The organism is Candidatus Coatesbacteria bacterium, assembly GCA_014728225.1.
Lineage (GTDB): Bacteria > RBG-13-66-14 > RBG-13-66-14 > RBG-13-66-14 > RBG-13-66-14 > WJLX01.
Window position 1 is genome coordinate 1 of record WJLX01000065.1, and the last position, 22689, is coordinate 22689.

Consider the following 22689-nt stretch of genomic DNA (forward strand, 5'->3'; position numbering starts at 1 on the left):
AACCGACCGACGAACCGACCGACGAACCGACCGATGAACCGACCGCTGAACCGGCCGCCCAGACAACCCGCCAAACGGCCTTCGGCGCCCTGACGGCCGTCCAAACCAAACATGAGAAGCAGTTGCATCAACCCATATTTTCCTCACGACCCTTGACACCCGACCTTTATGGTGGTACTTTACTCTCTGGGTTTAGCACCTTTGTCTAGGGTGACGAATCCCAGCACTCAAGAACCTCAACCGAAGAAGAGGAGGCACTACATGAAGAAGGTCGTTATCATGCTCCTTCTCGTCGCGGCCATCTGTGTTGCGGCGAACACCGACAGTGTGGCCACCCCCCGGATCGAAGCCCATCCCCAGGCTCCCGAGTACAACGAGTTCTACTGGGATGACGGCATCATCAGCGGCGGCTGGGTCTGGTACACCGGCGGCAACTACTGGGCCGTCCAGTTCGACGACGAAAAGACCGGCGGCAATGCTGGCCACGTCAACCAGGTTGGCGCCACCACCGTCACCGGTTGGCCCGATGGCACCTTCCAGGGTGCTTATCTGCATCTGTTCTCCGATTACGGCAGCTATCCCTACGAGGACCTGAGCCGCGACTATCTCGGCTTCGCCACCGGTGACGTCTACGAGTGGGTCAACGTCGACCCGCCGATCGATCTCACCAGCGGCGTCTTCTACCTGGCCTGGGAACAGTTCGGCAACTATCCCGCCACCGACTGCATGGCCGTCGACGCCTCCGCCGGTACCCACAACTGGACCGGCTATGAAGGCTCCTGGGCGCCCGACAGCGCCTACGGCGACTTCATGCTGCGCTGCTACTGGGAGCCAGCCGGCGTGACCCCCAGCACCTGGGGCCAGGTCAAGAGCCTGTACCAGTAAACCGTAGTCAAGCTACACCAAAGGGGCGGTTCTGCCGCCCCTTTTTTATTGCCCGCTGAACGCCACAGTCGCAATACTTCCCAGGTACAGCGCAGCCACCCCGGACGGCCTTGCCACCCCGGTGAAGCGGCCGGAACCCGCTGCCGTTAAGCTTCGGCGCAGCGCTTCAACACCCGGCCCCGCCATCACCGGGAAACCGCCCGGCCCGCCTCGTCCAGCGGCGCTTGACAGCCCCCACACGGCCGACTAATATATATACGTCGCATAGTCGCGACGTAAACCCCTTTCACCCCGACACGGAGGTCCGACCATGCAACGTCTGTGTTTGATCATTGTATTGGCTGTCGGCGCGAGCCTGGCGGCGGGAGCGTTTACCACGCCCGACGTCCCGCCTCGCCCCGACTATCAGGAGTTCCACTACGACGACGGCGGCTGCGAGGTGGGCTACGTGATGTACACCGGCGGGCAGTACTGGGCCGTCGAGTTCGGCGAGGACCTGACCGGCGGCACGGCGGGCCACATCGACCAACTGGGCGCCTACACCGTGGCCGGCTGGCCCGATTCCACCTTCCAGGGTTGCTACCTGCACGTCTTCAGCGAGTACGGCGGCTACCCCGACGAGGACCTCTGCCGCGAGTACCTGGCCTTCCAGTCCGGTGACCAGTACGAATGGATCGACGTCGACGTCGAGATCAGCACCGGTCTCTTCTACGTCGTCTTCGAGCAGTTCGGCGACTATCCGGCCTGCGACTCCATCGGCGTGGACACCGACAACAGCGGCCACAGCTGGATGGACGGCCAGCCCTTCACCGAGGGCGAGCTGATGCTGCGCTGCTATTGGCAGTCTGACAACTCCGCCGTCGAACCGTCCTCCTGGGGCCGGGTAAAGGCGCTCTACCAGTAGCGCGATCCCGTCAGCGGCACCGCGATGCGGCGAGGGGCGACCGGGCCCCTCGTTTTTTCTGTAATCATCTTGACACTGCTCACATGATGGACTATCATATTTATGGTAGAAAACAAATATCTTTACCTTCCATAATTGCCTTCCTCCTCTCAACCAGCCGCAGTGCGACTCCGGACAGTGCGACTCCGGACAGTGCGACTCCGGACAGAGCGACTCCGGACGTAGCGACTCCGGACGTAGCCGCGGCCACCCGCGAACGGGAGTTACTCCCCGGCGCCCCCACCCCAACACTCCAACCCAAGGAGGAGTCATGAAACCGACAGCGCTATTCCTGATCATCCTCGCCGTCGCCGTCTCGGCGGCCAACCTCGACGGTGTCGCCACCCCGCCGATCGACGCCCATCCCCAGGCTCCGGCTTACTCGGAGTTCTACTGGGACGACGGCATCATCGCCTCCGCCTGGGTCTGGTACACCGGCGGCAACTACTGGGCCGTCCAGTTCGACGACACCAAGACCGGCGGTAACCCCGGCCACGTCAACAAGGTCGGCGCCGTCCCCTACGGCGGCTGGCCCGACGGCACCTTCCAGGGCGCCTACCTGCATCTGTTCTCCGACTATGGCAGCTACCCCTACGAGGACCTGAGCCGCGACTATCTCGGCTTCGCCACCGGTGACGTCTACGAGTGGGTCAACGTCGACGTCTACATCACCTCCAGCGTCTTCTACCTGGCCTGGGAACAGTTCGGCAACTATCCCCAGACCGACGCCTTATCCGTCGACGCCTCCGCCGGCACCCACAACTAGACCGGCTATGAAGGCTCCTGGGCGCCCGACAGCGCCTACGGCGACTTCATGCTGCGCTGCTACTGGGAGGAACGGCCCGGCGCAGTCGTGCCCTCTTCCTGGGGTTCGGTCAAGGCGCTCTACCAGTAAAGCGGGTCGGCTCTGTACGACCGGGGGCGGCTCGACCGCCCCCGGTTTTTTGAAAACGCCCTTGACGACCCGCCGCGGATAGTCTATCGTTTTAGTAGTCATCAACCTCTACTCGTTTTTAACCCATTATCCGACGGGAGCCTGAATCATGCGCAAACTCACCGGGCTCGTCCTGCTCTTCGCCGTCGCCGTCTCGGCGGCCAATACCATCGGCGTCGCCACCCCGCGGATCGACGCCCATCCCCAACCCTCATATGGCTACGAGTTCTACTGGGATGACGGCTACATCAGCTCCGGCTGGGTCTGGTACACCGGCGGCAACTACTGGGCGGTCCAGTTCGACGAGGAGAAGACGGGGGGGTACGTGGGCACCGTCAACAGGGTCGGGGCCGTCACTTACGCCGGCTGGCCCGACGGCACCTTCCAGGGCGCTTATCTGCACATCTTTTCCGATAGTGGCGGCTATCCCTATGAGGATCTATACCGTGAGTATCTAAACATCACCGAGGGTGACGTCTATAACTGGATGACCGTCTTTCCGTACCTCTGGATCGAGTCCAGCGTCTTCTACCTGGCCTGGGAACAGTTCGGCAACTATCCTCAGACCGACTGCATGGCCGTCGACGCCGCCGCCGGCACCCACAACTGGGCCAGTGACGTCGACTCATGGAGAGAATGGCAACAGGTGGATGACTACGGCGACTTCATGCTGCGCTGCTACTGGGATACGTGGGATATTGATAATTGCTCCTGGGGCGGGATCAAGGCGCTGTACCAGTAATCGACCTGTTTTGTCCTCCAAGCGATTTGGTGATAAACAGACCGCCCGCGGGCGGTCTGTTTCTTTATGCCTGACTGAGGGCGAACGGGACGCCGCCTAGTCGATGACCCGGCTCTGAACGAGCTCGAGCTGGGCGATGCCGAACTCGGCGTCGTCGGACTTGTCGGGATGGCCGACGACGGTGCCGTTGAAAGCCTCGAGGGCGTCGCGGTAGAGGGTCTCGCCTTCGGCGTCCCCGGCGGCCCAGCGGGCCAGGCCCAGGTAGCCCATGTTGAGCAGGACGCTGAAGTCGGACCCGGCGGCGCACTCGATGGGCTCCTCGCGGGCCTGGGCGTCGAGGACGGCGTAGTCGAGGGCCTTGGTGAAGGCGTCGGCGGCTTCTTCGTAATCGCCGAGGAAGAGCTGGTGCGCCCCGAGGGCCCACCAGGCCATGGAGAAGGGAGCGGGGCCTTTCTCCAACTCGTGGCGCCAGTCGAGGCAGCGCTCGGCCAGCTCGACGCCCTTCTCGAAGTGGCGGTTGGAGCGGGGCAGCTCGTCGCCGGGCCAGCAGGGGGCCAGGTCGGCGGCCAGGTTGTAGGCCTCGATGTTGGCGCCGTCAAGCAGTTTACCGCGCTCGTCGTCGTCGGCGGTCTCGGCCTGGGCCAGGTACTCGGCGATGCCGGCCTCGACGACGGTCACCAGGGCGTCGAGGTTCTTGCCCTCCCAGTCGCGGTAGGCGAAGCCCTGGTGGGCGAAGACGAACAGCTTACGCCGCCGCTGGGGGTCTTCTATGGCGCTGATGTAGCCGACGACGGCCTCGGCGCCACCGTCCTCCATCAGTTCCTGGAGTTGCGGCCATTCGCTCTCGGGAAACTCCTTTTCCTCGGCCATCGCTTCTCCCTCGTCGGCCGTCGCGACCAGCGCCGCGCAGCAGATGATCAACGTGAAAATCCAGCTTATCGGTGAACGGGGCATCATTGCTCCTTGACGGAGAAACCGGCAGTTCCCAGCAGACCGCCCAGGGAGCGGTACTGGCCGCCGTAGTTGTAGACCAGGGGTTCGAAACATCCGGGATCCAGTGTGTCGTCGGCGTCGAGCAGGCCGGCCTCGACGTGGACGGCGACGATCTCGCCGATGAACAGGTCGTGGCTGCCCAGCTCGTAGACGTGACGGGTGACGCACTCCAGGTTGACCGGGAATTCCACGATCAGCGGGGAGCTCACCTCGGCGGCGGGCCCGGGGGTCAGTCCGACGGCGTCCCACTTGTCGACCTCGCGCCCGGAGCGTACGCCGCAGAAGTCGACGGCCCGGGCCTGCCCGGCGGTGGGGATGTTGACGACGAAGTCGCCCCCGGCGGTGAGCAACCGGTGGGAATGGCGGCTCTTCCGCACGCCGATGCCCACCTGGGGCGGATCGGAGCAGACGGTACCGGCCCAGGCCAGGGTGATCAGGTTGGTCGTCTCGCCGTCGGAGCAACTGACGACCACGCAGGGGGCGGGAAAGAGGTAGGTTCGGGGTTCGAGGCAGCGCTTGTCGGGCATGGTTTCAGGGGCCTTTCGGTCGGTGGGGGTGGGCGATGAGCAGGCATTCGGGGTCGCCACGCAGGATGGAGGTCCGCAGCTCGACGCTGAAGGGGCGGTCGAAGAGCCGCTCCAGCAGCTCCGTCAGCCAACCCCGAGAGCACTCGCAGTACAGCGCCTGGGGCTCGGGGGGCAAGCGGTGGCACAGGCAGCGCGGGTAGCGGACCTCGAGGGCGCCGTCGACCCAGCGCAGCTCGACGGGCCAGCCCTCCCAGGCCGCGGCCCGGCGGACGAAATCCTCCAGCGAGCCGCCAGCGGCGAGTTCTTCCAGACGGCACAGGAACTCCGGCGGCAAACCGGCGGCGCAGCGCCGCCCCCGCTGGAAGAGGTTTTCCCCGCACATTCGGCGGGAAGCGGAAGACGGATCGGGCACCACGGTCATGCTTACCCCCGGGGCGCTAACCGCTGTTCTCGCTGCGGGCCAGCTCCGGTTTGAGCGCACCCTCGGCGGTGAACAGCTTGCGGTAGTGCAGGGCCACCAACAGCAGGCTGCCCACGGCCACGGCGGCGGCCAGCATCAGCATGACGACGATCTGATAGCGGATGGCGGTCAGCGCCGGCGAGCCGGCCAGGATCTGGCCGACCATCATCCCGGGCAGGAAGACCATCCCCACGGCCATCATCGAGTTGATGATCGGGGTCATCCCGGCGCGCAGAGCGGCGCGCACCCGGTCACGGACGGCCTCCCAGGGTCCGGCGCCCAGGGCCAGCAGGGTCTCGATCTCGCCGACGTGGGAGCGCACCTCGCTGTAGAGCCGATCCAGGGACAGGCTGATGCCGTTGAGGGAATTGCCGATGATCATCCCGCCGATGGGGATGACCACCCGGGCGGAGTACCAGGGATCGCCCTGGATGACAAGGCCGCAGACCAGGGCGGTGACCAGGATGGAACCGGGCAGCAGGGAGAGGAAGGTCAGGCCGTAATGGCGTTTGGGGGCGCCGGAGACCCGCTGCAGGGCCGTGTAGGTGGCGAAGCCGATCATGAAGAGCAACAGCGCGCCGGTCAGCCAGGGACTGTCCCACTCGAAGAGGTACTTGAGCGCCCAGCCCATCAGGAACAACTGGATGAAGGTGCGCAGGGTGCCGACGACCAGGCTCTTGAGCAGTCCCAGGCGCAGCAGGGCCGTCAGCACACCGGTCAGCACTACCAGGCCGACGGCCAGGGCCAGTTGCCAGTCGCTGATCGGGATCACCGACACGGGGCGTCCTTCCGCCGCGGGGCGACCAGCTCGCCGATGTCGAGTACCCGGCGATCGAGGGCGCTCCAGGGTCCCTCGTCATGAATGACCAGGATCAGGGCGCCGCCGTCGGCGACCCAGCGGGCGAAAGCCGCGGCCAGCCCCGTCGCCGTGGCGGCGTCGACGGAGGCCGTCGGCTCGTCGGCCAGCAAGATCTCGGGTTCGGCGAGCAGGCTGCGCACCAGGGCCAGGCGTTGGAGCTCGCCGCCGGAGAGGGTGCGGGCGTCCTGTCCGTAGAGCCCCGGCGGCAGACCGGCCAGTTCGAGCAGCTTCCGGGCGCGTCCCTCGTCGTAGCCGTCGTCGGCGATCTGCAGGCGGAAGGGCAGGCGCAGGTTGTCGGCGACACTGCCGTCGAAGGCCGCCGGCCGCTGGGCCAGATAGCCCACCCGGCGCCGCCAGCGCCGGGGCTCGATCTCCGCGGCGGGGACGCCGTCCAGGGAAAGCTCGCCGCTCAGCCGCCCGCGCAACCGGGCCAGCACGCGCAGCAGCGTCGACTTGCCCGAGCCCGAGGGTCCGGCGATCTGCAAGACCTCGCCCGGTGCGACGGCCAGATCGACCCGGGCGCAGCGGTCGTCGCCGACGGGAAAGACCAGTTCGTGAGCCTCGAGTCCCCGTTGTCGCATCGACCTCCGCCGGCGGCTAGAAGATGCTGCGCAACTGCAGCAGGTAGTGGTTGGTCGCCTCATCGTGCAGGCCGTAGCGCAGGCCGAGTTCGGCGTCGAAGAAACTGTGGACGTGCCAGATCAAGCGCCCGGTCAGGTATTGCCGCTCGGCGGTCGGACTACCCGACTCCTCGCCGGGGATGAGCTGGTCGTAGGCGGCGAGTAGCTCGACGGGACCCAGCCAGTAGCCGGCGCCGACCCAAAAGGCCAGGTCGTCGGTGTAGCTCGGACCGGCGCCCTCGCGACGCTCCTGGAAGACCACTTCGCCCAGCAGGCCGAGGTCGGCGGGCAGGTCGAGGGTGAAGAAACCCGCCAGCCCCCAGACACCGTCGACGCGGCCGTCGTCGTCGTCCAGCCACTCGTCGGCGTGATAGGAGGCGCCGAGAAGCAAGGGTCCGAGGCGTTGGGTCGCCCGGGCGTTCAGAGCCTTGCCCGGCGCGCTGTCCGTATTCTCGCCGCGACCGTTGTAGAGGCCCAGGGCAAGGTGGGTGCCGCCGGAGCTCCAACCCGCCTCGAGGCCCGTCTCGTATCAACTGGCCGTGGGGTAACCCAACGGCGACTTGGTCGCCGGGTTGTGGTCGTCGGTGTTGAGGCCGAAGGGCGGCCGGAAGCGGCCGAAACGCAGGTAGAGGTCAGCCGGCAGGTAGACCCGCGCCCAGGCGTCGTCGAGACCGAAACGGCTCACGCCGACCACGCCGTCGACCAGACCGTCGAGGCGGGGGTTGACGCGCAGGCGGTAGTCCATGGCGGTCAGGCCGAAAACCGCGTCGTCTTCGGCCTCCTCGTAGACGGCGAAGACACGCAGGTCGGCGTCGACGCGGACGTATTCACCGAGGTCGATGTCCGGACCGTCGTTGGTGAAGCGCCTGGCCGCGTAGGGGGTACGCATCCCCCCGCCCTCGGGGTTGAGGTGACAAGCGCTGCAACCCACGCCGTCGCGCAGGGCGTAGCGGGGCACGGCGGCGGCGATGGTCACCGTGGCGAGGAGCGATAGAACCAAGCGTTTCATCAGGGCTCCCTTCGGTTATCCCCGAGGTTGATTATACAAAAGGCCGCCCCCGCTAACCAGGGCGGCCTGCGGCAATGAACCGCCGAACGGGGGGCGAGCGTAGCGACCGGCCGCCCGCCCGCCCCGCCTTCGCCCCCGGCCGGCCCCGTCACGCTTCTTGCAGGCCGGGTTCGCCGGTGGGCGAACCCGGCGCAACAAGCGCGCCGGGGCCTCGGGTTCGAGTCCGGCGGGTCTATTTGCCGTTCTTGGGGTTGGCGTCGTCGTTGCGGGGCGGGCGGTCCTGGGTCAGTTGCTTGAGCTTGGTTTCGGCCTCTTTGAGCAACAGGCGCAAGCGCTCGACCTCGGACTTCTGGTCCTCGCGATTGATGAGGTCCTTCTCGAGGTTTTGCTGGCGGACGTCGAGGTCGTCGAGTTTGCCGTCGACGGCACCCAGGCGCTGTTCGAGCTTGTCGGCGCGTTGGAGGGTCTGCTCCAGCTTGCGCAGGCGTTCGTCGAGGGCGTCCAGGTTTTCGTCCTGGCGTTCGAGGTTGGTCAGCAGGCGCTGGGAGCGCTCTTCGAGCCCGTCGATGACTGGCTGTTGCTCGGCCCGGGTCTGGTCGACGAGTTCCCGGATCTCGGCGAGGCGTTCGCCGAGTCCGGTCAGCTTGTTGCTGAGCTCGACGGCTTCCTCGAGGCGGGCCTCGAACTGATCGAGGCGGCTGTGCAGGCGCTGGGTGCGTTCGCCGACGGCGGCGAGGGTCTTGGTCTTGGAGTCCAGCTCGCTGAGGTGGGAGGTGGTGGTGTTGAGTTCGTCGCGCAGGCCTTTGAGGTCTGCGGTCAGGTGGTCGAGGTCTTGCTGGGATTCCTCGAGCTGGTTGAGGAACTGCTCGGTGGTCTCGGCGGCGCCCTGGATGCGCTGTTGTCGTTCGCCGACCTCCTCCTCGAGTTTGAGCAGCACGTTGAGGTCTTCGCCGGTCTGCTTGGCCATCCGCTCGGCCTTCTCCAGCTCGAGCTGGATCTCGCCGCGGGTCTTCTCGAGGCGGCCGGCCAGGGTGCCGACTTCTTTGTTGATGCGCTCGGCGTCGCGGGCGTTCTCGAGGTAGTCGTCGACCTTGGCGCCCAGTTTCTCGATCTCGTCCTGCTGGCGGCGGACCTCATCGCCGGTCAACTGGACGCGCTCCAGGGAGAGATCGAGGTTGTCGAGGCGCTTCTCAAGTTCGTCGAGCTGGGCCCGTCGCTGAAGCTGCTCGGCGGCGTGCTTGTCGACCTCGCCCATTAGCTGGTGCAGACCGGCGATCTTCTCTTCGATCAGCTTGACGGTCTCCCGGCGCTGTTCGAGGACGTCGTAGCGGCCCTTGAGGTGCTCCTCACGTTCGTCGAGGCGGTTCAGGCGCTCGGCGAGTTGCTCGAGGGTCTGGCGTTCCCCGGCCAGGCTTTCCAACTGCTCGGCGGTCTTGGTACCGGTCTCGCGCAGCTCGCCGACCTTGTAGTCCAGCTCGCCGATGGCCTCCCGGATGCCGCCGATGCGGCCTTCGAGGGAGTCGACCACGCCGAGGCGTGATTCGTTGGAGGCCAGGCGGCTGGAGATGGCCCGCAGGCGTTCCTGGAAGTTGTTCAGCCGCTTGTCGACCTCGTCGACGCGCTTGAGCTCCTCCTCGAGGCGGGCGGCGGTACCCAGGGCGTCCTCAAGGGCGGGGCGATGCTCGAGCAGGCTCTGGAGCTTGCCCTCGTGGGCGGCGGCCTGGTTGCGCATCTCCTCGAGGCGGGCGGCGAGGGCGTCGAACTCGCCGCTGCGTTGCTCGATGTTCTTGATCTGACCGTCGAGGGTGCCGATGCGCTGCTCGAGGGCCACCAGGCGTTCCTGTTGGTCGTTGAGCTTGCGGTGTCCCTCGTCGATGGACTCGAGGTCCCGGCGCAGACCGGCGGCCAGGTTGGTGGCGCGTTCGCCCTCGGAGCGGGCCTCGCTGGCGGCTTCGAGGGCCTCGTTGACGGCGCCGCGGGTCTCGTCGAGCTCCTTGAGCCGTCCCTCGAGCTCGTCGATGCTGTGGCGGGTTTGCTCGACGAGATCGATCTTCTCGTTGATCTTGTCGATCTGGGCCTCGATGTCCCAAACGACGACGTTGAGCCGGGCCTGCTCGGCGCCGACCTTCTCGACGATCTCCCGCTCGCGCTGCAGACTCTTGAACTTCTGCTGGATGTAGGCGACGGAGGATTTCAGCTCCTCGGCCTTGGAGCGGAACTCGTCGACGCGTTCGATCTCGGTGGAGATCTCGGCGGACTTCTCCTTGGAGGCGGCCAGCTCGGCGTTGAGACCGACCAGGTTCTCGCTCAGTGACTCCAGGCTCTGCTCCAGGGAGTGCTGGTTCTCGCGCAGGTCGTCGAGGTTGAGCCGGGTCAGCTTGATCTTGCTCTGCACCTCCTGGATGGAGTCGGTCTGCTGCCTGAACTCGGCCAGGACCTCGCCCAACTCACCCGTTTTCTCCTCGACGCCGGCCAGCTCGGCGCGCAGCTCGGTGACGCGCGCGTTCACCTTGGCCGCGCTCTCCTCGCTCTGTTCGAGGCGCTCCAGCTCGGCGCGGTAGCCGGCCAGGGCCTCGTCGAAGGAGCGCAGGCGGCCCTCGGTCTCGGCGACCAGGCCGTCGAGCCGCCCGGCGATCTCCTTGATCCGCTTCTTGGAGCGCTCGATGGTCTTGCTGGTATTTTCGATATAGTCCAGATCGCTGGTGATCTGACCGCGGAGCTCCCTGATCTCATTGAGACGCAGGCGGATGGCCTCGAGCTCCTCGCGGTTGGCCAGCAGCTCTTCGAGGGCCCGGCGGGCGTCGCCGGTCTCACCGCCCAGCTTGTCGATCAGCTTCTCCGAGCGCTCGATGAGCTGGGTCAGTTCCTTGGAGATCCGGGGATACTTGGAGGTTTCGCCCTGGGGCTTGGTCAGTGACAGTTCGGAGATCAGCTTCTGCTCCCACTGCTCGTCGCTGGTGTTGACCTTGTCGTCCTGCTTGCCCGGTTTGCTCTTCGCCATTCGGATCCCCCCTCGAGGGACAGGCTATGTAGATGTAAGCAAAAGTAACTTAATTGCCATCGTCTAGTATTTAAGACATTTTGGGCATGGATGTCAAGCATCAAACCCATTTAAGTCGACTTTTTACACAAAATACAGCTACCCCCGGCCCGACGGTTGTCAAAAAGAAAGGCCAAGGGTAGATAGATTAGCATTATCTTATCAACTAAGTTGTCTTAATCTCTCCCGACTATCAACTCGACCGGCTGCGGATGAGCTCGACGAACAGCTCCACCATCTCCGGATCGAACTGCCGTCCGGCGTTGCCCTCGAGCTCGACGCCGGCCCGTTCGGCGGGCAGGGGATGGCGGAAGGGCCGCTCCGAGGTCATCGCGTCGTAGGCCTCGGCGATGGCCAGGATGCGGGCCAGCCGGGGGATGTCCTCGCCGGCCAGCCGGTTGGGGTAGCCCTCGCCGTCCCAGCGCTCGTGGTGGTGGCGGATGATGGCGGCCACGGGCTTCATCTGCTCGGTAACGCCGACCAGGGCCTCGCCGACGATCGGATGGCGGCGCACCACGACCCAGTCGCTTTCATCGAGGGGGGTGTCCTTGCCCAGGATGTCCTCGGCCAGACCGAGCTTGCCCACGTCGTGGAGCACGGCGGCGAAGCGCAACTGGAACAGCTCCTCCAGGCCGAGATCCAGGGCGCGGCCCAGACGCACGGCGTAGCGCATCACCCGCTCGGAGTGACCGCGAGAGTAGGTGTCGCGGGCTTCCAGGGCGTTGATCACCGACAGCAGGGTGGTGAAACCGGCCCACAGCCGGCCCGTGTATTCATAGACCCGCTCGGTGAAGGCGACCAGCCGGCGCTGGAGCACCTCGAGGCGATGGATGATTGCGGGTTCGAGCTCCTCGTTATCCCAGACGTAGAACAGGCAGACCCGCCCGCCGAGGCGCAGTCCAACGCCGCTGCCGTAGCGTCGGCCGAAGAAGCCGTCGAAGCGCAACAGGTGCTTGTTGGCCATCTCCTTGACCGGGGTGTGCCGGGTCGGCAGACGCCCCAGGGCGTCGAAGGCCTCTCCAGCGTCGAGATCCTCCGGGGGCTCCAACCCCCCCACCGTGGCGTGGATCCGCTCGTCGAGCATCTTCCACAGCGCTACGGCCCCATCGGCGGCGAACAGCCTGCGGGTCTGCTCCAGCAGGGTGGTGAAGTAGGCGTCCGGCAGCAACAGACTGCCGAGGCTGTCCTCGAGATCGCGCAGCAGCACCAGATCCTCGAGAAAACCGCGCAGGTTGGCCGAGAGCGGATTGCGCCCGGGCAGCTCCAGGCCCAGCTCGGTGAAGGGCTCCAGCTGGAGCTCCAGCAATTGCGCCGTTGTCTGCAACTGCTCGACCTCGCCGGCGGGCCGGCAGATGATCAACTGGATCAAGCCGGGCAGCCGCGGTTTGAGGGTGATGAAGCGGCGGCCGCCGACGCAGTCGGCCACCTGGTCCTTGGGCGAGGTCAGGGCGTTCATACAGGGACCGTCGGGGCTGGGATCATAGGAGGGACAGAGCAGGTCGGCGGGGCCGATCCGCTCCAAGCCGGCCCGGGTGAGAACGATGAGCTGCACCCGCGCCGCCTCGGCGAAACGCTGCAGCAGTGCCGCTAGATCCATGCGGACTCCCGAAGGGTGGGGTTCTGTCGTTGAGTGGTCGCTAGACGTTGTCGATTATAACAGTCCGGCGGGGTTTTAACGAGGGACGCACCGTGGAATCTGTTGAAACCCAGCTTGTTCCATGGTGACTCTCCCGCCGCCGTTGGCATGTTTTTTGCACTGATTAACAGACGACGAGAAAACGACGAACCAACGGCCCCCGCCGCGTCGTAAGACGACATCCGGCGCCGCCGGCCTGCCAATACGGCACGGTGATCGCCCGCGCGGCGCGGGGGTACATTTCGTGGAGGTCTATGGAACGCTATCTGAACGATGAAGCCGTCGAGGCCGTCCGCTCGGCCCAAGACGTGGCCCGCAGCCTGGGCTTCGACTACGTGGGCACCGAGCACCTGCTGGCCGGGATCGCCCGCCAGGTGGGCACCGACGCCGCCAAGGCCCTGGCCGAGCGCGGGGCCAGCTTCGACGCGATCACTGAGGAGCTGGAACGCCTGCTCAGCCACAGCGGCCGCGGGACGACGCTGAGCCTGACCCCCCGCCTGGAGGGGGCGATCCGGCGCGCCGCCGAAAGCACCATGCAGGACGAGAAGAAAGCCGGTCCGGCCCACCTGCTGGCGGCGATCCTGGTCGACCGCAACTCCGGGGCCAACCGCGTCCTGGCCGCCCTCCACGTCCCCACCGACGAACTGCTGGCCGCCCTGGGCGCCGCGGGCGACGCGAGCGGCGAGTCGTCCCTGGACATCTTCGGCCGCGACCTGACCGAGCTGGCCCGCCGGGGTGAACTGGATCCGGTCATCGGCCGGGAGGCCGAGATCGACCGGGTCGTCCAGGTGCTCAGCCGGCGAACCAAGAACAACCCGGTGCTGATCGGCGAACCCGGCGTGGGCAAGACGGCCATCGCCGAGGGCCTGGCCCAGGCCGTCGTCGAGCGGCGGGTGCCCGAGAGCCTGCTGGACCGCAAGGTGATCATGCTGGACCTGGCCGCCGTGGTCGCCGGTTCCAAGTACCGCGGCGAGTTCGAGGAGCGGTTGAAGAAGCTGCTCAAGGAGGTCGAGGGCGGGCCCTACATCCTGTTCCTCGACGAGCTGCACACCGTCGTCGGCGCCGGAGCCGCCGAGGGGGCCATCGACGCCGCCAACATCCTCAAGCCCGCCCTGGCCCGGGGCGAACTCCAGGCCGTCGGCGCCACCACTCTGGCCGAGTACCGCAAGCACATCGAAAAGGACGCCGCCCTGGCGCGGCGCTTCCAGCCCGTGTTGGTCGAGGAGCCCTCCGTCGAGGAGACCGTGGCCATCCTCCAGGGCCTGCGCGAGAAGTACGAGGAGCACCACCAGGTCAAGATCGCCGGCGAGGCGATCGAGTCCGCGGCCCGGCTGTCGGCCCGCTACGTCAGCGACCGCTTCCTGCCCGACAAGGCCATCGACTGCCTCGACGAGGCCGCCGCCCGGGTCCACCTGGACAACCTCGTCGTCCCGCCGGACCTGGCCCGGCTGCGCGAAGAGGTCGAGGAGCAGCGTCAACGGGAGGCTGAAGCCTCGCGGGAGCACGACTACGAGCGGGCCGCCCGCCTGCACGCCAAGGTGCTGGAGCTCGAGGACCGCCTGCGCCACGCCGAACAGGACTGGGAACGGGCCAAGACCGCGGCCGTCAACCGCAGCCTGGTCGACGCCGAGGCCGTCGCCCGTGTCGTCGCCCGCTGGACCGGCATCCCGGTCAACCAGCTCTCCGCCGACGAGCGCCTGCGCCTGCGCGAGATGGAGAGCCACCTGCACCGGCGGATCGTCGGTCAGGACGAGGCCGTTGACGCCGTCTCCCGGGTGGTGCGTCAGCACCGCGCCGGCCTGGCCGATCCCAGCCGTCCCCAGGGCAGCTTCCTGTTCCTCGGCCCCACCGGCGTCGGCAAGACCGAGCTGGCCAAGGCCCTGGCCGAGTTCCTCTACGGCGACGAGGGCGCCGTCACCCGCATCGACATGAGCGAGTACATGGAGAAGTACGCCGTCAGCCGCCTGGTCGGTGCCCCGCCGGGCTACGTCGGCCACGAAGAGGGCGGCCAGCTCACCGAGGCCGTCCGGCGCAAGCCCTACTCCGTCGTCCTGTTCGACGAGATCGAGAAGGCCCACCCCGACGTCTTCAACACCCTGCTCCAGGTGCTCGACGACGGTCGCTTGACCGACTCCCACGGCCGCACGGTGGACTTCCGCAACGCCATCGTGATCATGACCTCCAACGTCGCCGCCGACAAGATCCTGCGCCTGTCCGGCGAACTGGACGCCGGCGACGACGCCGCGGTCTACGAGCGGATGCGCCGCACCGCCCTCGAGGACCTGCACAACCATTTCCGCCCCGAGTTCCTCAACCGCATCGACGAGATCATCGTCTTCCACGCCCTGACGCGGACGGAACTGAGCCGGATCGTCGAGCTGCAACTGGCCGAGGTCGAGAAGCTGCTGGCCGACCAGGGCATCTCCCTGGAGGTCGACGAGGCGGCCCGCGACCTGATCCTGGAGCGCGGCTACGATCCGCGTTTCGGCGCCCGGCCCCTGCGACGGACCGTCAACCGCCTGCTGACCAATCGGCTGGCGGACCGGCTCCTGGACGGCGAATTCGCGGTCGGCGACACCGTGCGCGTCGGCGTCGTCGACGGCGAGCTGAGTTTCTCCTAGGACCCGATCGGGCGCAGCGGCTGGAAATCCGGGCCGGGGTGGGCTATAATCTTGCAATCCACCACCCCGTAAAAAACGATGAAGCTGATCAGCCCGACATTGATCTTCCTCCTGCTGACCTGCGTCGCCGCCGCCGGCGCCGCCGAGGTCCTGGAGGGCGAGGTCGAGGCCGTCGAGCTGACGGCCGTCGAGGGGCCCGCCGTCGCTTCCAGCTCCCTTAAATCCAACCGCATCAACGCCAAGATGCGCCAACTCGCCGAGCGTCTGGAGCTGATCTACCAGCGCCACCTCGACGCCGGTAACCAGACCCGCGGCTGCCTGCGGATGCAATTCGAGCTGGGAGACGACGGCTACGTCACCGAGTGCCGGATCGTCGAAAACCGTCTGGACGACGACGACCTCGCCGGACGGCTGCTGGACAACGCCGCCACCTGGTACATCCTGCCCAACCGCGACGCCGACCATCCCGGCGGCGTCAGCATCACCTACACCTTCGAGTTCTCCTACTTCAAGGTCACCGTGCCCGTGGCCGTCGAGCCCCTCGAGGCGGGAACCCCCCTGCCGCCGGGACGTAGAATCTGGTGGATCCATAATGATATCGAGGGCCTGCTGCCCCAGATCAACGAGATCTACAACGTCTACCTGCTGGCCGCTCCAGGGCTGGAGGGCGAGATCAAGCTCGCCTTCACCCTGCACCACGACGGCCGGGTGACCGACGCCGCCCTCGTCGAAGACACCATCGGCGCGACCGGCCTGGTCGACGATATTATCGCCAAGGTCTCCGGCTGGCGCCTTTCGTCCCTGGATGACTACGGACCGGAGGGCGACGTCCGCGTCATCTACACCTTCTCCTTCAACTCCGCCTACTGAACCACCCGCGGAAGGAAGAGCAATGACCAACAAGCTGCTGATCCTGTTGCTGGCCGTCCTCTGCGCCTCGGCCGCCGCCGTGGATCGGGCCGTCATCCTCGAGGGGGCCGAGCTGATCACCGTAGAGGGACCCGCCGCGCCCTCCTCCGCCCGCCACCCCGAGTACCTCTCCGATCAGATCTACCGTCGCCAGAGCGACATCGTCAACATCTTCAACGAGATCTACAACGAGAACCCGGAGGTCCAGGGCCGCCTGGTGGTCATGTTCACCCTCGAGGCCGACGGTACGGTCTCCGGCTGCGTGCCCGTCGAGAACACCACCGGCAGCGAAGAGTTGGCCGAGCGTATCTGCGGGTTCATCGAGAGCTGGTGGCTGCTGCGCTGCCCCGAGGAGGCTTATCAGACCTGGGCCACCGTCACCGTGCCCTACGAGTTCCTGCCCGCCGACGAGCCCGCCGCCGACACCCACAGCGCCGTCGATGAGGACGCCGCCGATGTGGAGGACGAGGACGACGGCGGCGCAGCGGCGACCAACCCCTACGAGAACCTCTAGGCCCGCGCAGAAAAGCCTCGACGCGACCAACGGCCCCCGGGGGCCGTTGGTCGTTTATCGTAGCGCCGGGCCCGGCACGCTGCTTGCCGCGGCCGGCCCCGCGGGTCGGCCGCGCATGCAAGAAGCGTGACGGGCACCGGGGGCGGTGTCAATCGTCAGACGGGGAAGACGGCTGCGTCGGGCTCGGCGGGGGGCGGCGGTCCGGCGGCAACTGATCGAGGAACAGGCCGTACTCGAAGTTGAAGCGCTCGGCCAGGTAGCTGTCCGTGGTCAGCAGGCGCTCCAGGGTGCGCAGGAAGGCCACGACGAGGTTCGCGGCGCGGCGGCGGCTGAAGTAGCGGGGGTCGGCGATGGCGTGATCAGCGAGACGCTCCTCGAAGGCCCGCAGCAGGGCGGCGGGGTCCAGCCGGATCAGCTTGTCATCGCGGGGGATGCCCAGCAAGCGGTCCAGATCGGCGCGGCGGAACAGCTCCTCGAAGACCAGGCTGGCGGCGTCGGCCCCCGGTGGGCCCTCCCGGGCGAACTCGGCACAGGCCCTGCCGACCAGGCGCTGGAAGGTCCCGCCGTGGAGCAGCTGATCGTTGCCCCAGCGCAGCACCTCGTAGAGAAAGCCGCCGCGGAATTCCTCGGCGTAGCGACGAAGCTGGGCGGCGTAGCCGTCGTCTTCCCGGTTGGTGTCCTGGTCGGGCATGGTCTCGACGATCAGGTGAGGCGAAGGATCTCGGCCACAGAGACCTCGCCGGAGAGGGCCAGGTCGAGGGCGGCTTCGCGGGCGGTGCGTAGACCGGCCCGCCGGGCGGCCCGGGAGAGTTCCTCCAGGGAGAGCTCGCCGCTGAGCAGCTGGCGGATCTGCGAGGTGGGCTTGAGGTGCTCGTAGATGATCACGGTGCCGGTGGAGCCGGTGTGATCGCAGGTCGGACAACCCGTGGCTTCGTAGAAGGTGAAGGGCCGGGTGGCGGCGATGCGCAGGCTCTCCAGCACCGCCTTGGTCGGCTTGTAGGGTCGCTTGCAGTCGGGACAGAGTCGGCGCAGTTGGCGCTGGCTGGTGGCCAGCAGCAGAGAGCTGGCGAAGAGAAAGGGTTCGCGGCCCAGCTCGCGCAGGGCCAGCAGGCCGGAGAGGATCCCCGAACTGGCCAGGCGCAGGATGACCAGGGAGCGGGCGTAGGCTGAACCGATCAGGCGATCGACGGCGCCGGCGGCGGGCAGCTCATCGGTGAACAGAACGTCGGGTTCCTGCTCCAGGGCGGCCTCGACGGCGGCGGAGTAGTCCAGGCCCTCCTCGGGCAGGGGCTGGATGGTATCCAGGCCCTCCAGACGGTAGCTGGTGTGCTCCTCGACGGTCAGGGCGGCCCGGACCCGGGTGTCGACCCGCTCCAGCATGGCGTAGGCCAGGTCCTTCTTGCGTGAGAAGGGCGGGCCGGTGAGCAGGATCAAACCGTGGCGGCTCTCCAGGGTCCGGTCCAGCTCCTCGGCCATCTTGTCGGGCAGCCCCAGCTCGGTGAAATCGGGGACGGCGCCGCGGCGGGCTTCGAGGATCAACACCGCCCGCTCCCCGGCCAGGGTCGGGGTGAAGTGACAGCCCACGGCCACGGGCCGACCCTCGACGGTCAGGCGGAAGTGGCCGCTCTGCGGGGTGTGACGCTCTGCCGCGGGCAGACCGGCCAGCACCTTGAACTGGTTGAGCAGGGGGCGGGCGTAGCGGTAGGGCTGGGGCGGGCCGGGTTCGAGCTTGCCCGAGATGCGCAGCCGCACGCTGAGTTCGCTTTCGGTCAGCCGCAGATGCACGCTGTGGGCGCCGCGCTCGACGGCGGCGGCGATCAGGTTGGCGGCGGCGTTCTCACCGCCGCCGACGGCGGAACGCTCACCCCGGGGTCGGGGAGCGGGTCGCGGAGGAGATGGCTCGCTGCGCGGGCTGCGCGGGCCGTGCTCGGGGGGTCGGTACTCGTCGTCGAGATTGACGGGAGGGACGTCGGCGTAGACGACGTCGAGGGCGTCGGCGACCTCGCCCTCGAGCATGAAATAGGGCACGATCTCCAGACCCGTGGCGAAGGCCAGCTCATCGAGCAAGGGAACGTTCTCGGGCTCGGCGGTGCCGACGGCCAGTTTGCGACGGTCGCCCTTGAGGGGCACCACGCCGTATTTCTTGGCCAGACGCGGCGCCAATAGCTCGGCCAGCTCGGGCTTGAAGCGGAAGCCGTCGGGCAGGGGATCGACGCCGGCCTGGTCGGCCAGCAGTTTCTTCAGCTGGCTCTCGGCGATCAGCCCCTCATTGACCGCCAGGGTGCCCAGCCAGGCGTCTTCCCGGCGGGCCCGCTGCAGCAGGCGGCGGACCTGGTCCGCCGTGGCCAGGCCGCGCTCGACAATCAACTCACCCAGGGGCTTGCGGGCCACGTCGACTCCCGTCGCAGGTCAGTCGATTAGTTTAGCAGACCTCGACGCGCCTAGTCCAGCCGCCGCCAGAGATGCCAGGAGCCCAGCCGGTCGCCGGCTGGACGGCGGTCGTAGTAGATCTCGAAGGTCCCCCCGTCGGTGCGCAAACGGAAGTAGGTCCGCCCGCCGCCCCAGGAGCAGCCGCGGCCGGAGCGCACGGTGAAGCGCGGTCGCCCACCGCCGCCGAGACCCGGCGGCGCCGCCGTCCACTGGCGCAACAACTCCCGCACGACGTAGCGCCGTCCCCTCCAGCGGAAGGCCGTCGGGGCGTCGGGCCGTTTGAGCGGACGGTCGTCATCGCGCTCGACGGCGATCTGTTCACCGATGAAACTCGTCAAGACGGTCGGTAAGAGGGTGATCGGCGGTTCGATAGCGTCGATCATACCACAACCGCCGGAAAGCGCACGGCTTTCCGGCGGCGCGGACTCCGCTCGGCCGGACGCGGCCGGCTTGAATGACTCGAAGCGCCGCTCAGCGGCTGAGAACCAGGCGGCGCGTCAGCACGTCCTCGGCCGAGCTGAGCCGGTAGAGGTAGACACCGTCAACCGCACGGCGCCCGTCGGCACCACGGCCGTCCCAGGTGATCACCCGCTGGCCCGGGGTCAGGTAGTCGTCGAACAACGTGGCGACCCGGCGGCCGGCCAGGTCGTAGACGGCCAGCTCCACCTCGCCGGCCCGAGCCACGCCGAATTCGATGGTCAGCGGTCCAGCGGCCGGGTTGGGGTAGCTCTGGGCCAGGTAGAGGTTGCGCGGGTTGTCAGGGCTCTGGTCGTCGAGCCAGTCGTGGGGACCGACGAGGAGGCGCAGGGCGCGTTCCCCCTCGCCGGGCAGGTACTCGAGGGCGTAATCGCCGACGGTTTTCAGGTTGACGCGGACTCCAACGGCGTCGTCGATCAGCACCGCGCCGATGCCGTTGGGCAGGTCGTCGACGCCCTGCCAACTGACCAGGGCGTAGGAGGCCCCGGCGGCGGGTCGGGCGACGAGGTCGAACTCCAGTCCCGGTCCCAGCTCGGGTCGGATGTCGCTGGCGTATTCGCCCCGGCGGCTGGGCCAGTCGTCGTGGACGAAGACCAGGTTGGGCGCTCCGGCGAGGTAGGGCGGCTCGCGATGCTCGGCGCCGTCCCAGTATTCACTCGCCCCCTCGGCCACGCCGACGCGGTTCCAGGCGTCGAGCAGACCACCGGAATCCAGCCGCAGGTCGATGGTCCAGCGGGGCTCCTCGACCTCGGTGTTCATCGTGGTAAGGGTGGGTTGGGTACCTGCGGCATCGTTAGCCGTCAGCCCGACGACCGCCGGGTCGGGCGAGCGCAGGACCGTTTCGCCCGGCGGGCTGATTGCGGAGGAAATGCCGGTGAGGGCCGTGCTGGGCGCACTCACAGCCATCTCGGAAGCCACCGCCGGCAGAGCCGGACCGCCCCGGGTGAGGCCTGCGGTGTGGCTGACGGGGAAAGCGGCCTCGGGCGGCTCGGCGCCGTCGTCGATGGCCGGGATGTAGAGGGTCGCGGAACCGGAACCGTGGTAGTAGACGAAACAACCCTCCCAGGGTACCAGGGTGTCGGCGGAGTAGTCGTAACTACCGTTGTAGGTCACCGGATCTTCCAGGTCGTCGCCGAGGTCGCCGTTTTCCCCCAGGATAATCACCTCGCGCCAGGCGACGGGGAAGGGATAGGGACAGGCGATCTGGTTCCAGCCCGGCTCGAGGGGGATGCCGCAGGGCGGTGAGGTTTCGGGGCTGCGGCCGGGGCCGGAGTCCAACCGGACGCCGTCGACACCCACGATCAGCCAGTAGGCCCGTCCGGGGGCGAAATCCTGGATCGCGCCCGCGGTGTATTCGACGAAGGCGCCGTCCTGGTAACGGGCCAGGCGCCAGATGTCGCGGTCGTAGTCCCCGAGGTCGTCTTCGAGGACGTCGGCCGGAGAGCCGCCGCCGCTGTAGTCCGTCGGGACGCTGAACAGACGATAATCGGCGACGGTCACGCCGGAGTGCTGGTCGTAGCCCGGATCTATGCCCTCGTCGGCGTAGGTGATCTGGATGCTGTAGGGGGCGTCGGCCCCGCCCGTCGGAGCGGTGGTCTGGTTGAAGCCGTCGGTGGTCCAAAGATAGTACTCGACGCCGTTCTCGCCGACGACGTCGGCGGGGATATAGCCGGTGTAGTTGCCGCCCGAGCCCTGCATGCCGACCTCGCTGTACTCCGAGCTACCGGCGGCGCGGTAGTAGAGGCTGACGCCGAGCAGGCCCTCGTCGTCGGTCACCTCGGCGACGACCAGCAGACGCTCCCCCGTCGGGGTGGTCTCGATCGGGGTGTGGGTGATCTGGGGCGGGCTGGAGTCGGAGCCGTAGGCCAGGGCCACCGAGTGCAGAACCTCGCTGATACGGATATCGTCGGTCTGCAGGTGGACGCGGTACTGCACGTAGCGGTCGCCGTCATCCAGATAATCGGACAGTTCGAAATCGTTGGCGCCGATCTCGGGAGACCAGGTGCCCATACTACCGGCGCTGTTGCTGGAACGGACCTGGAAGGTGATATCCGTGGATTCGGTATCCAGGCTTTCGGAAACCCAGTGCATGATGCCCCAGCCACCGCCGGAGCCTTTGTCCAGGATCGAAGAAACCAACGAGCCGCTGCTGGAGTAGCGGGTGACGTCGAACCACGCCCCCTCGCCTTCGTCCTCGTCGCCCATCATACACAGGATATCCAGGCGCTCGTCGCCGTTGACGTCGCCGTACCAGGCCGCCGAGGCCTCCCAGTAATCCTTGACCACGTGATGGTTGTCCCAGGAGGTGCCGTCGCCGTCGAGGTTCTCGAACCAGCGGATGCGGTCCTGCCCCTCCGAGGAGGCGACGATGTCCAGGTCGCCATCGGCGTCGATGTCCGCTGCGGCGGCGACGTAGGATTCCCAGAAATCGTCGATGACGACGTGCTGGGTCCATACGTCCCCGTCGTTGTCGTTCTCCCACCAGGCGACGACGCCGGGTACGGTGTGCTCGGGATCGTCGCGGGAGCTGAGCAGTACGTCGGGATCGCCGTCGCCGTCGATGTCCGGGGTCTCCAGGGAGGCGCCGCGCTGAAACGTGGGATCGACGTCGTGACGCGGCCAGGAGTCGTCACCGGTGTTCTCCCACCAGTAGACCCCTCCGCCGCTGTAGCCGCCCTGGGCCACGGCCAGATAGTCCAGGTCGCCGTCGTCGTCGACATCGGCGGCGTCGACGGCCCGGTTGTAGAAGACGTCGTCGCTGACCGTCACCTTTTCCCAGGATGAGGTTCCCTGGTACCAGATGTAGGCGTCGTGATCGAGGTAGGAGTTGGTCAGGAAATCGTCGCGACCGTCGTTGTCGATATCGTAGACCTTGATCCAGGTCGGGCCGTTGCAGGAGCCGACGACGTGCTTGGTCCATTCTTCGCCGTCACCGTTGACGTTCTCGAACCAAGCCACCTGGTCGGCTTCGTATAAAGCAACGGCCACGTCGAGATCGCCGTCGCCGTCGATATCATAAAGCTCTTGACAGTGGGGGCTGGAGCCGGTGCGGTCGATGGCGTGCTCGGTCCAGGCCGTGCCTTCGCCGGC

Annotated in this window: 20 protein-coding genes; 7 read left to right on the forward strand and 13 right to left on the reverse strand. The window is 67.2% G+C overall.

Annotation, left to right across the window (positions count from 1 at the left end; genetic code table 11):
• Nucleotides 1–261 precede the first annotated feature (261 nt).
• From GF399_04890 to GF399_04905, 4 genes are all read left to right on the forward strand, one after another.
• A complete protein-coding gene (locus GF399_04890; protein MBD3399649.1) occupies nt 262–885 on the forward strand; it encodes a hypothetical protein in 624 nt (207 codons plus the stop codon).
• A gap of 310 nt (nt 886–1195) precedes the next feature.
• Nucleotides 1196–1789, forward strand: a complete 594-nt coding sequence (locus tag GF399_04895) for a hypothetical protein (protein MBD3399650.1) — start codon at nt 1196–1198, stop codon at nt 1787–1789.
• 310 nt (nt 1790–2099) lie between these two features.
• Nucleotides 2100–2594, forward strand: coding sequence for a hypothetical protein (locus tag GF399_04900; GenBank protein ID MBD3399651.1), 495 nt, complete (start codon nt 2100–2102; stop codon nt 2592–2594).
• Between the two features lie 277 nt (nt 2595–2871).
• Entirely contained in the window at nt 2872–3504 is a 633-nt protein-coding gene (locus GF399_04905) for a hypothetical protein (protein MBD3399652.1), read from the forward strand.
• A 96-nt stretch (nt 3505–3600) separates the two neighbouring features.
• Here the strand turns inward: GF399_04905 and GF399_04910 are convergent, their stop codons facing one another.
• From GF399_04910 to GF399_04950, 9 genes are all read right to left on the reverse strand, one after another.
• Entirely contained in the window at nt 3601–4458 is an 858-nt protein-coding gene (locus GF399_04910) for a hypothetical protein (GenBank protein MBD3399653.1), read from the reverse strand.
• Nucleotides 4458–5024, reverse strand: a complete 567-nt coding sequence (locus GF399_04915) for a flavin reductase family protein (protein MBD3399654.1) — start codon at nt 5022–5024, stop codon at nt 4458–4460. Before GF399_04915 ends, GF399_04910 begins: the two co-directional genes overlap by 1 nt.
• A 4-nt stretch (nt 5025–5028) precedes the next feature.
• On the reverse strand, nt 5029–5445 hold the full coding sequence (locus tag GF399_04920) for a hypothetical protein (protein MBD3399655.1): 417 nt from the start codon (nt 5443–5445) through the stop codon (nt 5029–5031).
• A gap of 16 nt (nt 5446–5461) precedes the next feature.
• On the reverse strand, nt 5462–6262 hold the full coding sequence (gene fetB, locus GF399_04925; GenBank protein MBD3399656.1) for an iron export ABC transporter permease subunit FetB: 801 nt from the start codon (nt 6260–6262) through the stop codon (nt 5462–5464).
• Nucleotides 6253–6987: an ATP-binding cassette domain-containing protein gene (locus tag GF399_04930; protein MBD3399657.1), complete on the reverse strand. Its 735-nt coding sequence runs from the start codon at nt 6985–6987 to the stop codon at nt 6253–6255. The genes fetB and GF399_04930 overlap by 10 nt, the downstream gene beginning before the upstream one ends.
• Complete coding sequence (locus GF399_04935) at nt 6941–7354, reverse strand: hypothetical protein (GenBank protein ID MBD3399658.1); 414 nt, start codon at nt 7352–7354, stop codon at nt 6941–6943. Before GF399_04935 ends, GF399_04930 begins: the two co-directional genes overlap by 47 nt.
• Nucleotides 7355–7492: 138 nt before the next feature.
• Nucleotides 7493–7972 (reverse strand): hypothetical protein, encoded by a 480-nt coding sequence (locus GF399_04940; protein ID MBD3399659.1) that lies wholly within the window; start codon nt 7970–7972, stop codon nt 7493–7495.
• A 232-nt stretch (nt 7973–8204) separates the two neighbouring features.
• On the reverse strand, nt 8205–10973 hold the full coding sequence (locus GF399_04945) for a hypothetical protein (GenBank protein ID MBD3399660.1): 2769 nt from the start codon (nt 10971–10973) through the stop codon (nt 8205–8207).
• 232 nt (nt 10974–11205) lie between these two features.
• Nucleotides 11206–12609: an HD domain-containing protein gene (locus GF399_04950; GenBank protein ID MBD3399661.1), complete on the reverse strand. Its 1404-nt coding sequence runs from the start codon at nt 12607–12609 to the stop codon at nt 11206–11208.
• Between the two features lie 293 nt (nt 12610–12902).
• Here GF399_04950 and GF399_04955 point away from each other — a divergent pair, with 293 nt between their 5' ends.
• The 3 genes from GF399_04955 to GF399_04965 all read left to right on the forward strand — a co-directional run bounded on the left by GF399_04955 (nt 12903) and on the right by GF399_04965 (nt 16692).
• On the forward strand, nt 12903–15269 hold the full coding sequence (locus tag GF399_04955) for an AAA domain-containing protein (GenBank protein MBD3399662.1): 2367 nt from the start codon (nt 12903–12905) through the stop codon (nt 15267–15269).
• Between the two features lie 78 nt (nt 15270–15347).
• A complete protein-coding gene (locus tag GF399_04960) occupies nt 15348–16139 on the forward strand; it encodes an AgmX/PglI C-terminal domain-containing protein (GenBank protein MBD3399663.1) in 792 nt (263 codons plus the stop codon).
• Nucleotides 16140–16161: 22 nt separating this feature from the next.
• Complete coding sequence (locus GF399_04965; GenBank protein ID MBD3399664.1) at nt 16162–16692, forward strand: hypothetical protein; 531 nt, start codon at nt 16162–16164, stop codon at nt 16690–16692.
• 148 nt (nt 16693–16840) lie between these two features.
• Here GF399_04965 and GF399_04970 read toward each other — a convergent pair whose 3' ends face one another.
• The 4 genes from GF399_04970 to GF399_04985 form a co-directional block, all read right to left on the reverse strand.
• Nucleotides 16841–17383 (reverse strand): hypothetical protein, encoded by a 543-nt coding sequence (locus GF399_04970; protein MBD3399665.1) that lies wholly within the window; start codon nt 17381–17383, stop codon nt 16841–16843.
• Nucleotides 17384–17394: 11 nt separating this feature from the next.
• Entirely contained in the window at nt 17395–19083 is a 1689-nt protein-coding gene (locus GF399_04975; protein ID MBD3399666.1) for a hypothetical protein, read from the reverse strand.
• 50 nt (nt 19084–19133) lie between these two features.
• Nucleotides 19134–19505 carry a hypothetical protein gene (locus GF399_04980; protein ID MBD3399667.1) on the reverse strand — a complete coding sequence of 124 codons (372 nt, stop codon included), beginning with the start codon at nt 19503–19505 and terminating at the stop codon, nt 19134–19136.
• An 88-nt stretch (nt 19506–19593) separates the two neighbouring features.
• Nucleotides 19594–22689, reverse strand: a 3096-nt coding sequence (locus GF399_04985) for a T9SS type A sorting domain-containing protein (GenBank protein ID MBD3399668.1), incomplete at its 5' end; no start/stop codon positions are given.

What these genes read in the sequence shown, in the direction of transcription:
- GF399_04960 (MBD3399663.1), top strand. Translation starts at nt 15,348, where the DNA reads ATGAAGCTGATCAGCCCGACATTGATCTTCCTCCTGCTGACCTGCGTC.
- GF399_04930 (MBD3399657.1), bottom strand. Translation starts at nt 6,987, where the DNA reads ATGAGGCGACCAACCACTACCTGCTGCAGTTGCGCAGCATCTTCTAGC.
- GF399_04955 (MBD3399662.1), top strand. Translation starts at nt 12,903, where the DNA reads ATGGAACGCTATCTGAACGATGAAGCCGTCGAGGCCGTCCGCTCGGCC.
- GF399_04895 (MBD3399650.1), top strand. Translation starts at nt 1,196, where the DNA reads ATGCAACGTCTGTGTTTGATCATTGTATTGGCTGTCGGCGCGAGCCTG.
- GF399_04920 (MBD3399655.1), bottom strand. Translation starts at nt 5,445, where the DNA reads ATGACCGTGGTGCCCGATCCGTCTTCCGCTTCCCGCCGAATGTGCGGG.
- GF399_04980 (MBD3399667.1), bottom strand. Translation starts at nt 19,505, where the DNA reads ATGATCGACGCTATCGAACCGCCGATCACCCTCTTACCGACCGTCTTG.
- GF399_04965 (MBD3399664.1), top strand. Translation starts at nt 16,162, where the DNA reads ATGACCAACAAGCTGCTGATCCTGTTGCTGGCCGTCCTCTGCGCCTCG.
- GF399_04950 (MBD3399661.1), bottom strand. Translation starts at nt 12,609, where the DNA reads ATGGATCTAGCGGCACTGCTGCAGCGTTTCGCCGAGGCGGCGCGGGTG.
- GF399_04970 (MBD3399665.1), bottom strand. Translation starts at nt 17,383, where the DNA reads ATGCCCGACCAGGACACCAACCGGGAAGACGACGGCTACGCCGCCCAG.
- GF399_04890 (MBD3399649.1), top strand. Translation starts at nt 262, where the DNA reads ATGAAGAAGGTCGTTATCATGCTCCTTCTCGTCGCGGCCATCTGTGTT.
- GF399_04945 (MBD3399660.1), bottom strand. Translation starts at nt 10,973, where the DNA reads ATGGCGAAGAGCAAACCGGGCAAGCAGGACGACAAGGTCAACACCAGC.
- GF399_04910 (MBD3399653.1), bottom strand. Translation starts at nt 4,458, where the DNA reads ATGCCCCGTTCACCGATAAGCTGGATTTTCACGTTGATCATCTGCTGC.
- GF399_04915 (MBD3399654.1), bottom strand. Translation starts at nt 5,024, where the DNA reads ATGCCCGACAAGCGCTGCCTCGAACCCCGAACCTACCTCTTTCCCGCC.
- GF399_04940 (MBD3399659.1), bottom strand. Translation starts at nt 7,972, where the DNA reads ATGAAACGCTTGGTTCTATCGCTCCTCGCCACGGTGACCATCGCCGCC.
- GF399_04900 (MBD3399651.1), top strand. Translation starts at nt 2,100, where the DNA reads ATGAAACCGACAGCGCTATTCCTGATCATCCTCGCCGTCGCCGTCTCG.
- GF399_04905 (MBD3399652.1), top strand. Translation starts at nt 2,872, where the DNA reads ATGCGCAAACTCACCGGGCTCGTCCTGCTCTTCGCCGTCGCCGTCTCG.